Source organism: Prauserella sp. PE36, assembly GCF_003311655.1.
GTDB classification, from domain to species: Bacteria; Actinomycetota; Actinomycetes; order Mycobacteriales; family Pseudonocardiaceae; genus Prauserella_A; species Prauserella_A endophytica.
On sequence record NZ_QEQT01000061.1, the window covers coordinates 1 to 13,558 of the forward strand.

Annotated in this window: 13 protein-coding genes; 5 read left to right on the plus strand and 8 right to left on the minus strand. The window is 70.2% G+C overall.

Translation table 11 applies throughout. The features are described from left to right. Positions 1-59: 59 nt before the first annotated feature. From DI005_RS15135 to DI005_RS15145, 3 genes are all read right to left on the minus strand, one after another. Positions 60-2,474 (minus strand): excinuclease ABC subunit UvrA, encoded by a 2,415-nt coding sequence (locus DI005_RS15135; protein ID WP_113642550.1) that lies wholly within the window; start codon positions 2,472-2,474, stop codon positions 60-62. 71 nt (positions 2,475-2,545) lie between these two features. Further along, positions 2,546-2,956, minus strand: coding sequence for a VOC family protein (locus DI005_RS15140; protein ID WP_112270436.1), 411 nt, complete (start codon positions 2,954-2,956; stop codon positions 2,546-2,548). 150 nt (positions 2,957-3,106) lie between these two features. After that, complete coding sequence (locus tag DI005_RS15145; protein ID WP_199542812.1) at positions 3,107-3,487, minus strand: hypothetical protein; 381 nt, start codon at positions 3,485-3,487, stop codon at positions 3,107-3,109. A 66-nt stretch (positions 3,488-3,553) separates the two neighbouring features. On the opposite strand from DI005_RS15145, the gene DI005_RS15150 reads away from it, so the two are divergent. After that, complete coding sequence (locus DI005_RS15150) at positions 3,554-4,354, plus strand: glycerophosphodiester phosphodiesterase (RefSeq protein ID WP_113642551.1); 801 nt, start codon at positions 3,554-3,556, stop codon at positions 4,352-4,354. On the opposite strand, the gene DI005_RS15155 is transcribed toward DI005_RS15150, so the two are convergent. Further along, the gene (locus tag DI005_RS15155) at positions 4,351-5,019 is read right to left on the minus strand and encodes a transglycosylase family protein (protein ID WP_112270432.1); all 669 of its coding nucleotides are present in this window, start codon (positions 5,017-5,019) and stop codon (positions 4,351-4,353) included. The genes DI005_RS15150 and DI005_RS15155 overlap by 4 nt on opposite strands. A gap of 176 nt (positions 5,020-5,195) precedes the next feature. On the opposite strand from DI005_RS15155, the gene DI005_RS15160 reads away from it, so the two are divergent. The 3 genes from DI005_RS15160 to DI005_RS15170 all read left to right on the plus strand — a co-directional run bounded on the left by DI005_RS15160 (position 5,196) and on the right by DI005_RS15170 (position 7,990). Further along, positions 5,196-6,620, plus strand: a complete 1,425-nt coding sequence (locus DI005_RS15160; RefSeq protein WP_112270430.1) for an MFS transporter — start codon at positions 5,196-5,198, stop codon at positions 6,618-6,620. Between the two features lie 27 nt (positions 6,621-6,647). Next, complete coding sequence (locus DI005_RS15165; RefSeq protein WP_112270428.1) at positions 6,648-7,418, plus strand: thymidine kinase; 771 nt, start codon at positions 6,648-6,650, stop codon at positions 7,416-7,418. Positions 7,419-7,645: 227 nt separating this feature from the next. After that, entirely contained in the window at positions 7,646-7,990 is a 345-nt protein-coding gene (locus tag DI005_RS15170) for an RNA polymerase-binding protein RbpA (RefSeq protein WP_110336043.1), read from the plus strand. 87 nt (positions 7,991-8,077) lie between these two features. Here the strand turns inward: DI005_RS15170 and DI005_RS15175 are convergent, their stop codons facing one another. Genes DI005_RS15175 through DI005_RS15185 form a run of 3 tightly spaced genes read right to left on the minus strand, consistent with a single transcriptional unit; the run spans position 8,078 to position 11,305 of the window. Beyond that, positions 8,078-8,842, minus strand: coding sequence for a polyprenol monophosphomannose synthase (locus DI005_RS15175; RefSeq protein WP_112270426.1), 765 nt, complete (start codon positions 8,840-8,842; stop codon positions 8,078-8,080). A gap of 12 nt (positions 8,843-8,854) precedes the next feature. Further along, positions 8,855-10,447 (minus strand): apolipoprotein N-acyltransferase, encoded by a 1,593-nt coding sequence (gene lnt, locus DI005_RS15180; protein WP_113642553.1) that lies wholly within the window; start codon positions 10,445-10,447, stop codon positions 8,855-8,857. A gap of 30 nt (positions 10,448-10,477) precedes the next feature. Beyond that, positions 10,478-11,305, minus strand: a complete 828-nt coding sequence (locus tag DI005_RS15185; protein WP_113642555.1) for a helix-turn-helix transcriptional regulator — start codon at positions 11,303-11,305, stop codon at positions 10,478-10,480. Between the two features lie 248 nt (positions 11,306-11,553). Here DI005_RS15185 and DI005_RS15190 point away from each other — a divergent pair, with 248 nt between their 5' ends. Continuing rightward, entirely contained in the window at positions 11,554-11,958 is a 405-nt protein-coding gene (locus tag DI005_RS15190) for a hypothetical protein (RefSeq protein ID WP_228713778.1), read from the plus strand. Here the strand turns inward: DI005_RS15190 and DI005_RS15195 are convergent. Continuing rightward, positions 11,943-13,541 (minus strand): amidohydrolase, encoded by a 1,599-nt coding sequence (locus DI005_RS15195; protein ID WP_113642557.1) that lies wholly within the window; start codon positions 13,539-13,541, stop codon positions 11,943-11,945. The two genes, DI005_RS15190 and DI005_RS15195, sit on opposite strands and share 16 nt — an antisense overlap. Between the last annotated feature and the right edge of the window lie 17 nt (positions 13,542-13,558).

The following is a 13,558-nucleotide window of genomic DNA, read 5'->3' on the forward strand; positions in this document are numbered from 1 at the left end:
CCCCCAAGGCCACCTTTGTTGCGTTGAACGCAACAAAGGTGGCCTTGGGGGGCGATCGGTCAGGCGCCGACGTAGTCCGCGAGGTGTTCGCCGGTGAGCGTCGAACGCTTGGCGACGAGGTCGGCAGGCGTGCCTTCGAAGACGATCCGCCCGCCGTCGTGACCCGCGCCCGGACCCAGATCGATGATCCAGTCCGCGTGTGCCATCACGGCCTGGTGATGCTCGATCACGATCAACGACTTGCCCGAGTCCACGAGCCGGTCCAGCAGGCCCAGCAGCTGCTCGACATCGGCCAGGTGCAGGCCGCTCGTCGGCTCGTCCAGCACGTACACGCCGCCCTTCTCGCCCATGCGAGTCGCAAGCTTGATCCGCTGGCGCTCACCGCCGGACAGCGTGGTGAGCGGCTGGCCCAGCGTGAGGTAGCCGAGGCCGACGTCGGACAGGTGGGTCAGGATCTTGTGCGCCGCGGGCGTCTTGGCCTCGCCGTCGCCGAAGAACGCCTCGGCCTCGGCGACCGACATGCCGAGCACCTCGCTGATGTCGCGGCCACCGAACTTGTACTCCAACACCTCCGCCTGGAACCGCTTGCCCTCGCACACCTCACACGGCGCGGAGACGCTGGCCATGATCCCCAGGTCGGTGAAGACGACACCGGCGCCGTTGCAGTTGGGGCAGGCGCCCTCGGAGTTGGCGCTGAACAGCGCGGGCTTCACACCGTTGGCCTTGGCGAACGCCTTGCGGATCGGCTCCAGCAGCCCCGTGTACGTCGCCGGGTTGCTGCGCCGCGAGCCGCGGATGGCGGTCTGATCGACCGATACCACACCATCCCGCCCGGACACCGAGCCGTGGATCAGCGAGCTCTTGCCCGAGCCCGCGACGCCGGTGACGACCACCAGCACGCCGAGCGGGATGTCCACGTCGACGTTCTGCAGGTTGTGGGTGTCCGCCCCGCGCACCTCGAGCTTCCCCGACGGCGTCCGCACGGACGGCTTGAGCGAGGCGCGGTCGTCCAGGTGCCGCCCGGTGAGCGTGTCGCTGGCCCGCAGACCCTCGACGGTGCCCTCGAACACCACCTGACCACCGTTGGTGCCCGCGCCGGGGCCGAGGTCCACGACGTGGTCGGCGATCTCGATCGCCTCCGGCTTGTGCTCCACCACGAGCACGGTGTTGCCCTTGTCCCGCAGCTGCAGCAGCAGGTTGTTCATCCTCCGGATGTCGTGCGGGTGCAGCCCGATCGTCGGCTCGTCGAAGACGTAGGTCACATCGGTCAGCGACGACCCGAGGTGGCGGATCATCTTCGTGCGCTGCGCCTCGCCGCCCGACAGCGTGCCCGAAGGGCGGTTGAGCGAGAGGTAGCCCAGCCCGATCTCGACGAACGAGTCGAGCGTGTGGCGCAGCGCCGCCAGCAGTGGCGCGACGGACGGTTCGTCGAGACCACTCACCCACTCCGCGAGGTCGGTGATCTGCATGGCGCAGGCGTCGGCGATGCTGATCCCCTTGATCTTCGAGGATCGGGCTTCCGCGGACAGCCTGGTGCCGTCGCACTCCGGGCACGTCTGGAACGTCACCACGCGCTCCACGAACGCGCGGATGTGCGGTTGCATCGCGTCGACGTCCTTGGACAGGAACGACTTCTGGATCTGCGGGACGAGACCCATGTAGGTCAGGTTGATGCCCTCGACCTTGATCTTGGTCGCTTCCTTGTAGAGCAGGTCGTTGAGCTGTTTCTTGGTGTACTTCTTGATCGGCTTGTCAGGGTCGAAGAAGCCGCTGCCCCGGAAGATGCGGCCGTACCAGCCCTCCATGCTGTAGCCGGGAATGGTGACCGCGCCCTCGTTGAGCGACTTGTTCTCGTCGTAGATCTGGGTCAGGTCGATGTCGTTGACCTGACCCCGGCCCTCGCAGCGCGGGCACATGCCGCCGACGATGTTGAAGCTGCGCCGCTCCTTCGTGGTGCGGCCACCCTTCTCGAAGGTGACCGCACCCGCGCCGCTGATCGAGGCGACGTTGAAGGAGAACGCCTGTGGCGAGCCGATGTGCGGCTTCCCCAGCCGGCTGAAGAGGATGCGCAGCATCGCGTTGGCGTCGGTGGCGGTGCCGACCGTGGACCGGGGGTCGGCACCCATCCGCTCCTGGTCGACGATGATCGCCGTGGTGAGCCCGTCCAGGACGTCGACCTCGGGCCGCGCGAGCGTCGGCATGAAGCCCTGGATGAACGCGCTGTAGGTCTCGTTGATCAGGCGCTGCGACTCCGCGGCGATCGTGCTGAAGACCAGCGAGCTCTTGCCCGACCCGGAGACCCCGGTGAAGACCGTCAGCCGGCGCTTCGGCAGCTCGACGTTGACGTCCTTGAGGTTGTTCTCGCGCGCGCCGTGCACGCGGATCATCTCGTGACTGTCGGCGGCGTGCGGTTCGGCCTGCTGCGCCTTCGGTGCCTTCGATCTGGCCGCCTTGGCTCTCGTGGCCTTGGTCATCGGTGTCTCCATCGGGGTCGAGCGGTGTCGAGCAGTACGTCGAGCTGCGATTCTGGACTGTTACGTGAACGTCAGGGCAGCTGCTGGATGCGGATCATGTTGCCGGAGGGGTCGCGGAAGGCGCAGTCACGAACCCCGTACGGCTGGTCGATCGGCTCCTGGACCACCTCGGCGCCGGCGGCCTGCAGCCGGTCGAACGTGGCGTCGACATCCTTGGTCGCCAGATTGACGCCTCCGTAGGTGCCCTTGGCCATCATCTCGGCGATGGTGCGGCGCTCCTCGTCGGTGATGCCGGGGTCCACACCCGGTGGGTGCAGGACGATCGACGTGCCGGGCTGGCCGGGTGGGCCGACGGTGATCCAGCGCATGCCCTCGTACCCGACGTCGTTGCGGACCTCGAAGCCGAGGATGTCGCGGTAGAACTTCAGCGCGGCGTCCGGGTCGTCGTGTGGGAGGAAGCTCGAGTGAATGGTGATGTCCATGCCGGTCACGCTATCCGTGGCCGCTGAGCCCGCGCTTCTCGATTCCTGATCGGTCCGCTGCCCGTTCGGGTGTACTCCCCTGTCGCCTCTCCCCGGCGCGCCCCCAAAACGTCACCGTGACGTATTGGGAGCGGCAGGCTGGATGCCGGGTCAGCGGAGCTGTTCGAGTTCGTGGGCGGCGCTGGCCAGTTCCGCGGCCATCCGGCGGATCTCGTCGGTGGACGCGCCGTCCTCGGCGGCCGTGACGACGTCCTCGGCGGCGCACCGCAGCTGGAACAGCCGGTCCTGAAGTGTGGCGATCTCGGTGTCGGACAGCACGACGGCATCCTCGGGCAGGCCCGTGCGCTGGACGGCCGCCCGTCGTTCGTAGGCTCGCTGGCGGCACGACTGACCGCAGTAGCGCCTCCTGCGACCGACCGTCCCGCTCTGCTCGAGCCTGCGGCCGCACCAGCCACAGTGCTTCGGCACCGGGGCGCGCAACTCCCGCAATTCGTCACGTGACGCAACAGCGGGTCCAGCCAGATCGCTCACGTGTCAGACCCTAGCTCGCCACCAATTGCTCATGCCGAGGCCACGCCGGGGCGGCACACTTGAAGCGTGCCGACGCCACCGCATCCCTATCTCGCCGAGCCGCGCCCCCGCGCGTTCGCACATCGGGGCTGGCATCTGGACGAAATGTCCGAAATGGAAAACTCCCTGCCCGCGTTCCAGCGTGCCGTCGCGGAAGGCTTCCGGTACGTCGAAACCGACGTCCACGCCACCTCGGACGGCGTCGTCGTGGTGCATCACGACGCGCTGCTCGACCGCACCACCGACGGCACCGGCCCGATCGCACGGCAGAGCTGGCGCACCGTGAGCAGAGCGAAAGTCGGGGGCAGGGCACCGATCTCGCGCCTGGAGGACGTCCTTGAAGAGCTCCCCGGCGCGTTTTTCAACGTCGACGTCAAGGCGGCCGGCGCGGTGGAGCCGTTCGTCCGTGTGCTCGAACGACTCGACGCCTTCGACCGGGTCGCCGGGGCGTCCTTCTCCGACGCCCGACTCTCCCGGCTGCGCAAGCTCGCCGGGCCGCGGCTCATCACCTCGCTCGGCCCGCGTTCGGCCGCCATCCTCTGGGCCAACGGCTGGCTGCCGTTCCTGCGCCTCGGTTTCCTGAGCCGGGGCGCGCTCGCGCAGGTGCCGGTACGGCAGGGACGGATGACCATTGTGGACAAGGCTTTCCTGCGCTCGGCGCGGAAGGCGGGCGTCGAGGTGCACACGTGGACGATCAACGACAAGGAGCACATGCGCTCGCTACTGGATCTCGGCGTGGACGGCATCGTCACCGACCGCCCGGACCTCCTGCGGGAGCTGCTGATCGAGCGCGGCGCCTGGCCCTCGGTCAACGGCCACAGCCCCTAGCGCGGCGCCTTGCCGCTCCAGGCCGCCTTCCAGGTCTTCGGGCCGAGACGTCCCGAGTCGTTGATGCCGTTGGCGCGCTGCAGCTCGAGCACGGCCTTGCGGGTCTTCTCGTAGTAGCAGCCGGTGCCCTGGAAGCCGTAGCCGAACGCGTTCATCCGCAGCTGGAACGCGCGCAGTTCCGGTGCGCAGTCGCCGTACGCGTAGACGACGCCCGGCCAGGCCGGCTTCACCGGCTTCGCGGGCGCGGGCTTGCTGCCGCTGATGTAGGCGGAGTCGGAGTAGCTCGGCTTGACCTTGCTGCGCGCGTCGCGGTCGTTGACGAGGCCAAGCATGCCGGCGCACTCCCAGGGCTGCCAGCCACGCATCCGGTACAGGTACAGCGCGCGGTAGTCCTGCTCGGCGCGCGTGGCCTGGTCGGGCCTGCCCGTGCCGCCGACGCTGCGCCAGGTGGGCAGGTCGAACTGGTAGGCGCCGTAGTACCCGTTGCCGGTGTTGACGGTGTAGCGGTCCGTCGACTCGCACATGCGCAGCTTGGCCCACGTGTCCGGCGACGGGTCTCCCGCGGCCGGCACGCTCAGCGCCACCGGCAGGCCGAGTGCCACCCCCGCCACGAGCAGAAAGCGCACTACCAGTCGTTTCGCCGTACCTGCCCAGTGCCTGTCCATGACAGCACACTAAGCAAACCGGACAATGAGCCACAAGAGTCACACCAAAAACAACAGTATCTCATACCACAGACGGGGGATGCGATGACCGACACGCCGTCGCACCGGCTTCTGCCGTGCTATGGCCAGGCAGTACTCTCCGCTCACTCGCCGACTCGCACTGCAGGGAGCACCGCATGACCGTCACCCCGCAGGGCCCAGCGCCGGCCGCCGACGCCGGGGAACGCAAGCGGGAGCAGCGCGGCTGGTACTTCTACGACTGGGCGAACTCGACGTTCTACACGTCGGTCATCACGGTCTTCGGCGCGTTGTACATGAGCTCGGTGGCAGCCGACGACGCGAAGCGCGATCTCGCGCGCAACGGCCCCAACCCGTGCGTCGACGCGCAGGGCGACGAGAACAACCTTCAGAACTGCGACGTCTCGATGTTCGGCCTCGAGTTCCCGGCCGGCTCCCTGTGGGGCTACCTGCTCTCGGTGGCCACGATCATCCAGGTGCTGGTGCTGCCGATCACCGGAGCGATCGCCGACCGCAGCCAGTACAAGAAGCGCATCCTCGGCGGGTTCGCACTCCTCGGCGCGACGGCCTCGGCACTGCTGTTCTTCGTCGCGGACGGCCGCTGGCAGCTCGGCGTCGCCCTCTACATCCTCGGCAACATCGGATACGGCGCGTCGATCGTCACCTACTACTCGTTCCTGCCCGACATCGCCACGCCCGACGAGCGGGACGCGGTATCGGCGCGCGGCTGGGCGTTCGGCTACCTCGGTGGCGGCGTGGCGCTGGCCCTGCAGCTGGCGTTCTACCTGAGCCACGAGTCGTTCGGCATCACGCAGTCCACCGCGGTGCGGATCTGCTTCCTCAGCTCCGGCGTGTGGTGGGCGGTGTTCACGATCATCCCCCTGCGCAGGCTACGGGAGCGGCAGGCCCCGCATGGCACCGAGCGCGGCCTCGGCGTCGTACGGGCCGGCTTCAGGGAGCTGCGCGACACGATCCGGGCGGCGCGGGCGTTCCCGCTCACGCTCGCGTTCCTAGGCGCGTACCTGATCTACACCGACGGCATCTCGACCGTGGTGACGGTGTCCGCCCAGTACGGGACCGAGGAGCTGCGCTTCAGCGACGAGGTGCTCATCGCGACGATCCTGGTGATCCAGTTCGTCGCGTACTTCGGCGGTATGGCCCACGGGCTGGCCGCACGCCACTTCGGTGCCAAGAAGACGATCCTCGGCAGCCTCGTCGTCTGGATCGCCGTGATCGCGTCCGCGTACTTCGTGCAGGAGGGCCAGGCGCTGCAGTTCTACGCCGTGGCGGTGGGCATCGGGCTCGTGCTCGGCGGCACCAACGCGCTGTCGCGCTCGCTGTACAGCCAGATGATCCCCGCGGGCAAGGAGGCCCAGTACTACTCGCTCTACGAGATCGGCGAGCGCGGCACGTCGTGGCTGGGTCCGCTGCTGTTCGCCGGTGTCGGGCACGCCACGGGCTCGTTCCGGTACGCGATCATCGCGCTGGTGGTCTTCTTCGTGGTCGGGTTCGTGCTCGTGGCGCTGGTTCCTGTGAGAAGGGCCATCGCGGCGGCGGGTAACCGGGAGCCTGCCGTACTGTAGCCGCCGGGCCGGATAGGGTCGCTCGACGTGACCGCCGTGGAGAACGAGAATTCCGACCCGACCGACGCGCTCTCGTCCGCCCCGGCGTGGGGTGCCCGCAGGGAGCTGCCGATCGCGGGCAAAGTGAAGTTCTGCTACGGCCCGATGGACTGCGGGAAGTCGACGCTCGCTCTTCAGATCGACCACAACCTCGCCCGGCAGGGGCGGCAGGGCCTGTTGCTGGTGCGGCACGACCGCTCCGGCGCGCCGCGGATCACCAGCCGGATCGGGATCACGCGCACTGCGGTCGAGGTCGAGTCGGACACCGACCTGCGCGCGCTGGTGCGGGAGGCGTGGGCGAGCGGGCGGCACGTGGACTACCTCATCGTGGACGAGGCGCAGTTCCTCTCCCCCGCCCAGGTCGAGCAGCTCGGTGAGCTGGCAGACGACGCTCACGTGGACGTCTACTGCTTCGGGATCGCGACGGACTTCCGCAGCGAGCTGTTCCCCGGCGCGCGGCGGCTGTTCGAGCTGGCCGACGAGTTGCAGCCCGTGCAGGTGGAGGTGCTGTGCTGGTGCGGGCTGCCCGGCCGGTTCAACGCGCGCGTGCGGGACGGCCGGGTGGTGCGCGAGGGTGACACGGTGGTCGTGGCCGACACCGGCGGTACGGCGAGGTCCACCGCTGAGGTGAATTCGGTAACGACACGCGCGCAGGCCGAAACGGCTACAGTCCGTTACCAGGTACTTTGTCGTCGCCACTTTCGCCGAGGCGATTTGGGGCCAACGGTGTCCCACCAGGGGCAGCTGCGGTTGACCTGAGTGGCTGCTACCTAGCCCAAGTGGGGGATATCCCCAAGAAGAGAGGCATTTGCGCGTCACGCGGAGACGGTGAACGTCTCCCACTAGAGAAAGCTGTTCCCGAGGGTGATGCAGCTCATCATGAGTAACGACATGGTCGGTTGGGAATTCAACGACCCGTAACCTCGTTGCACAGGGTGAGCACCGCCCTGGCTCCCTGGCTGGGAGCCGACTGAAAGGACCCACTCATGGCCGACCGTGTTCTCCGTGGAAGCCGGTTGGGAGCGGTCAGTTACGAAACCGACCGCAATCACGACCTCGCCCCCCGGCGCACCGTGCGTTACTCGTGCCCGAAGAACCACGAGTTCGAAGTGCCGTTCTCGGACGACGCCGAGATCCCATCCGTGTGGGAGTGCCGCCTGCACGGCACCGAGTCGGAGATCGTGGACGGCGGGCAGCCCGAGCCCAAGGAAACCAAGCCGCCGCGCACGCACTGGGACATGCTGCTCGAGCGACGCTCCATCCCCGAGCTCGAGGAGCTGCTCAACGAGCGGCTCGCCGAGCTGAAGGGTCGAAGGGGCACGCGCGCCTGACGGCCACCGGCCACGCACCGCTCCCACCAACAGCAGAGCCCCCGCGACCTCTCGCCGCGGGGGCTCTGCCCTGTGCTGGACCCGTCGTCAGCGGCCGAGGAGCCTGCGCAGCTGGCCCAGCCTGCGCTGGAGGCCCCACTGGGCGACCTTGAGCGCGGCCTCCCCCATGATCGCGCCGCTCATCTTCGACTCGCCGACCTCGCGGTCGGTGAACGTGATAGGCACCTCGACCACCTCGAAGCCCTGTTGCACGGTGCGCCACGTGAGGTCGATCTGGAAGCAGTAGCCCGTCGAGGCGACCTCGTCGAGCGCGAGCTTCTCGAGCACCTCACGGCGGTACGCGCGGAAGCCGGCGGTGTTGTCATTGACGCCCATGCCGAGGGCGAGCCGGGAGTAGAGGTTGGCGCCGCGCGAGATGAACTGCCTGGACAGCGGCCAGTTGACGACCGCTCCGCCCGGCACGTACCGGGAGCCGATCACGAGGTCCGCGCCCGCGAGCGCGTCGAGGATGCGAGGCAGGTCCTCCGGCGCGTGGGACCCGTCGGCGTCCATCTCCACGAGCGTGCGGTAGTCGCGGGCGAGTCCCCAGCGGAACCCGGCGATGTAGGCGGCACCGAGGCCGGCCTTCTCGGTGCGGTGCAGGACGTGGACGCGGTCGTCGGCGGCCGCGAGCTTGTCGGCCAGCTCGCCGGTGCCGTCGGGGCTGCCGTCGTCGACCACGAGCGCGTGCACCTGCGGCAGCGTCGCGTGCAGCCGCTGCAGGAGTGGCGTGAGGTTCTCCCGCTCGTTGTAGGTCGGGATGATCACCAGCACGGGGTCGATCTCCTCCCTGTGCTGCGTGCCCTCCGCCATGCTTCTCCCCTTCTATCGCGTGTGGTCCGCGCTGGCGCGGCGCGTGCGCGACCGGAGCACGAACCCGGCGACCACCGCGATGAGCGCGGCCCCGACCAGCACGTACTCGGTCGACGCACCGAGTCGATCCGACAGCGTAGTCTGCTGCCGTAATGGCACGTCGGCCACCAGTGACCCCGCGGTGAACAGACCGGTCTGCTGCGTCACGCTACCGTCCGGCTGGACGATGGCGCTGACCCCGCTGGTCGCCGCCACCACCGCGGCGCGGCCGTGCTCGACGGCACGCACACGCGACATCGCCAGCTGCTGGTAGCTCATCTCCCCCGGGCCGTACCAGGCGTTGTTGGTGGGCACGACGAGCAACTGCGCCCCCGCCGTCGTCGCCTCCCGGGAAACGTAGTCGTAGGCCACCTCGTAGCAGATGACGGGCCCGGCCCGGGTGCCCGCGACGTCGAGTGCGCCGGGTTCGGTGCCCCAGCGCATGTCCACCGTGTCGTCGAGGAATGGGGTGAACCAGCTCGCTATGGGGCGTAGCGGGATGTACTCGGCGAAGGGCACGAGCTCCTGCTTGACGTAGCGCTCCCCCTCGCCCTCGCCGGGCCGCCACGCGATGACGGCGTTCTCGGTCCTGCCGTCGGGCGCGCGATAGGCGCCGCCGATGAGCGCGGGCACGCCGAATTCGTCGACCATGGCGTCGAGCGCCGGATCGGGGCCGTCGACCTCGGTTGCGGTCTCTGGCCACACCACGAGGTCCGGGCGCGGCAGCTCGCCCGTCCTGATGCGCTCGGCGAGCCGCTCGCTCTCGGCCAGGTGGTTGGCGCGGATGACGTCGCGGCGGCCGAGCAGGTCGAGGCCGATGTCGGGGGCGTTGCCCTGCACGATGGCGACGGTGCGGGTTCCCGCCTCGGGGCCGGTGCCGACGGTCGGCCACACCGCCAGGCCAACGGTCACGGGCAGGATCGCGGCGAGGCCGGGAACGAGCAGGCGGCCGGGGCGCGCGCCGTGCTCGCGGATCCCCATGATGAGCCACGCGAGCCCGAATCCGGTGACCACCACGGCGAAGCCGACGAGCGGAACCCCGCCGATCGAGGCCAGGGAGAGGTAGGCGCCTTCGGGCTGGCTGAAGCCGACGCGGCCCCAGGGGAAGCCGTTGGCGGGCCAGCGGGAGCGGGCGAACTCCTGGAGCAGGAACACCATCGCGAGCCACACCGGAGCGCCGGGCAGCCGGGCGGCGAACGGCATGAGCGCGCAGGCGAGGCCGATGTAGACGGCCAGCACGGTGGAGAGGCCGAGCCACGGGGCGGAGCCGAAGTCGTCGCCGAGGAAGTCCTGGATCCACAGCAGGTGCGGCAGGAAGAACGCGAGCCCGAACACGGTGCCGTAGCCGGCGCTGCCCCACATCCTCCTGCCATGGAGCACGAGCCCGAAACCCGTGAATGCGAGCGGAGCGAGCCACCACAACGGGCGCGGCGCGAAGCTGGCGAAGAGGATCAGTCCGGAAGCGACGGTCAGCGCGAGCCGGGCGAGCACCGGCAGGAGCCGACGGCTCCTCGGGACTGGCTCGTGACGCTCGGTGGAGAGGGGCGCTTCGGCCGCGGCAGTCACCTCGACAGCGTAACGCGCGGGCAGATCACGTCACTGTGAGTGGGTGAATCGTTGAAGGCCGGTGACCCGGAGGAGTTCCAGCGCCGACGCCGTGCGCGTGCCGGGCGCGGCGGAGTAGACGAGCAAGAACTGGTCGTCCTCCGGGACCGAGAGGATGTCGCAGTCGAGGGTGAGCGTGCCGAGTTCGTGGTGCTGGACGGTCACGCTGCCGGAGCGCAGGCGTCCGGAGCGGGCGGCCCGCCAGAGCCGGTCGAACGTGGCGCTGCCGGTGCGCAGCTCGGTGACGAGGCGGGCGAGGTCGGGGTCGCCGGGATAACGGGCGTGGGCGGTGCGCAGGCAGCCGACGCAGTCGGCGGCCGACTCGGCGTCCGGGTCCGGTGCCGGGCCGAGGAACCGCTGCCAGATGAGGTTGCGCCGGGCGGGCGGCCATTCGGAGAGGTCCCCGAGCAGCGCGGCGGCGAGCGGGTTCCAGGCGAGCACGTCGGACTTGGCCGACAGCACGAGGGCGGGCAGGTCCGACATGCGGTCGAGCAGCCGCAGCACGCTGGGCCGGACCAGCATCGGAACGCGGCCGTCCTGCGGCGGAGCGGCGCCGCCGAGCCGGAACAGCGTGTCGCGGTCGTCGTCGGACAGCCGCAGGGCCCTGGCGAGCGCGGTGAGCACCTGCACCGAGGGCCGGGGGCCTCTGCCCTGTTCGAGCCGGGTCACGTAGTCGACGCCGAGTCCGGCGAGCTGGGCGACCTCCTCGCGGCGCAGCCCGGGCACCTGCCTGCGGGTGCCCGCCGGCAGGCCGACATCGGCGGGCTTGACCCGCGCCCGCGCGGTCCGCAGCACGGCGGCCAATTCGGCTCTGTCCACGACCCCATCATGCCGGGCGGCACAGGGTTCGGGGTGGTACTCGCAGACCCATGCCGGAGAGGTCCTGGTGCGCGGCGGCGAGCTCGGCGACGCTGGGGCACGAAGCATTCCGACCGACCGCAGTGAAGGCCACCATCACTGCGTTGAACGCAGTGATGGTGGCCTTCACTGCAGTTGCTGTACGGGCTGCCCGGCGTCGCTGGCGGCGGTGGACATGAGCACTGTTTCGACAGAGGGGACCTTTCGTGGTGACCAGCAAGGGAGACACCGTCCTGTCGCTCGGGATGCATCCGAGCGCGATCGACTTCAGCCGCTACCCGGAGATCACCGAGGAGATGCTGATGGCCCGCATCGAGGCCGGTGAGGCGGCTCTGCGCGAGGCCGGGTTCGACATCGTGCCGTGCCGCCTCACCTCCGACGACGCGGACGACGCGGAGAAGAAGATCCGCGAGGCCGTCGCCGCGCGGCCGGTGCAGGTGGTGGTGATCGGCGCCGGGCTGCGGATGGCCGAGGAGTACACCCTGCTGTTCGAGCGCGTCGTGAATCTGCTGGTGCAGCTCGTGCCCGGGATCAGGTTCTGCTTCAACACCTCACCGGAGACGACCATCGACGCGTTGCGCCGGTGGGCTCGGCCCGCCTACGGGCGCTCGTAGATCACCTCACCGGCGCGGACGGTGCGCAGGCAGCGGGGCAACGGCGCGCCCGGTTCGAGCGGCGGCAGCCCGGGCACCTGTGCCCTGGGGTCGGTGGACCAGCGCTGCACGCGAGAGTCGGGCGTGGCGACGACGAGGGCGTCGGACTCCCAGACGGCGTAGTGCGCGGGCGCGCCGGGCACGAGGCTGCCGGTGACGCCGTCGTTGACCCCGGCGGCGCGGTGCCCGCCCCGGGTGTGCGCGTTGAAGGCGGCGCGGGCGGATACCCCGGCGCCCGGCGTGTGGTGGTGCACGGCCGCGCGGACGCTCGCCCACGGTTCGAGCGGCGTCACGGGGGCGTCGGAGCCGAACGCGAGCAGCACACCCTCGCTCGCGAGCGTCGCGAAGGGGTTGAGCGCGGCGGCGCGCTCGGCGCCGAGCCGGGTGGCGTACATGCCGTCGTGACCGCCCCAGGCGGCGTCGAACTGCGGCTGCACGGACGCGGTGACGCCCCAGCCCGCCAGCGCCCGGGCCTGTTCGGCATCGATCATCTCGACGTGTTCGAGACGATGGCGCCTCCCGGCGAGGGCGCGCTGGCCGACGGTCTTCTCCGCCAGCCGGAAGCCCTCGACGACCTCGGCCACGGCTGCGTCGCCGATGACGTGGAAACCGGCCTGCAGCCCCGCTTCGGTGCAGGCGGCGAGATGCCCGGCGATGGTCTCGGCGTCGAGGTAGCGGGCACCGCGGTTGTCCGGCTGGTCGGCGTACGGCTCGTGCAGTGCGGCGGTGTGCGAGCCGAGCGCGCCGTCGACGAAGAGGTCACCGGCGAGGCCGCGGGCGCCGAGCCGCGCCGCGGTGTCGGCCGCGCCGAGCTCGCCCCAGTAGGCGACGACCTCGGGGAGGCCGGACTCTTCCGCCAGGCGCAGGAGGTCGGAGAGGTCCGCCTCGCCGGAGATGTCGGGGCCCGCGCATTCGTGGACGCTGACGATCCCGGCTGCCGCCGCGGCGTGCAGGAAGGCCCGCTGGGCGCGGTGGCGCTGGCCGGGGGTGATCGCGGCGCGCATGGCGGCGCGGACGACGTGGTGGGCGTCGCGCGTGAGGGGTCCGTCGGGTGACCAGCCGTCGGCGTCGCGGGCAGTCGGTGCCAGTTCGATCAGCGCGCTCGACACGAGCGCGGAGTGCACGTCGACCCGGCTCAGGTACACCGGCGCGCCGCCGGCCGCCTCGTCGAGCTCGGCGCGGCTCGGTAACCGGGGGCTGGTCCACGCGGACTCGTCCCAGCCGTGGGCGCAGAGGACCTCGCCGGGGGTGACGGCGGCGCGCACCGCGGCGAGCAGCTCGCCCGCGTCGCGGACCTCGGTCAGATCGACTCCGGTCAGGTGCAGGCCGGTCGCGGTGGCGTGGACATGCGCGTCGACGAATGCGGGCGCCACGAACGCGCCATCGAGTGGCACCTCCTCGGCGCCGGGGTGCAGGGCGCGACCGGGTCCGTCCTGGCCCACCCAGACGACCGTGCCGTCGGTGACCGCCATGGCCGTGGCGTCGGTCGAGCCGGGTGTGTGGATCCGCCCGCCGAGCAGGAGCGTGGTCTTGCTGGTACTCACGGCGAGCAGTCTGCCAG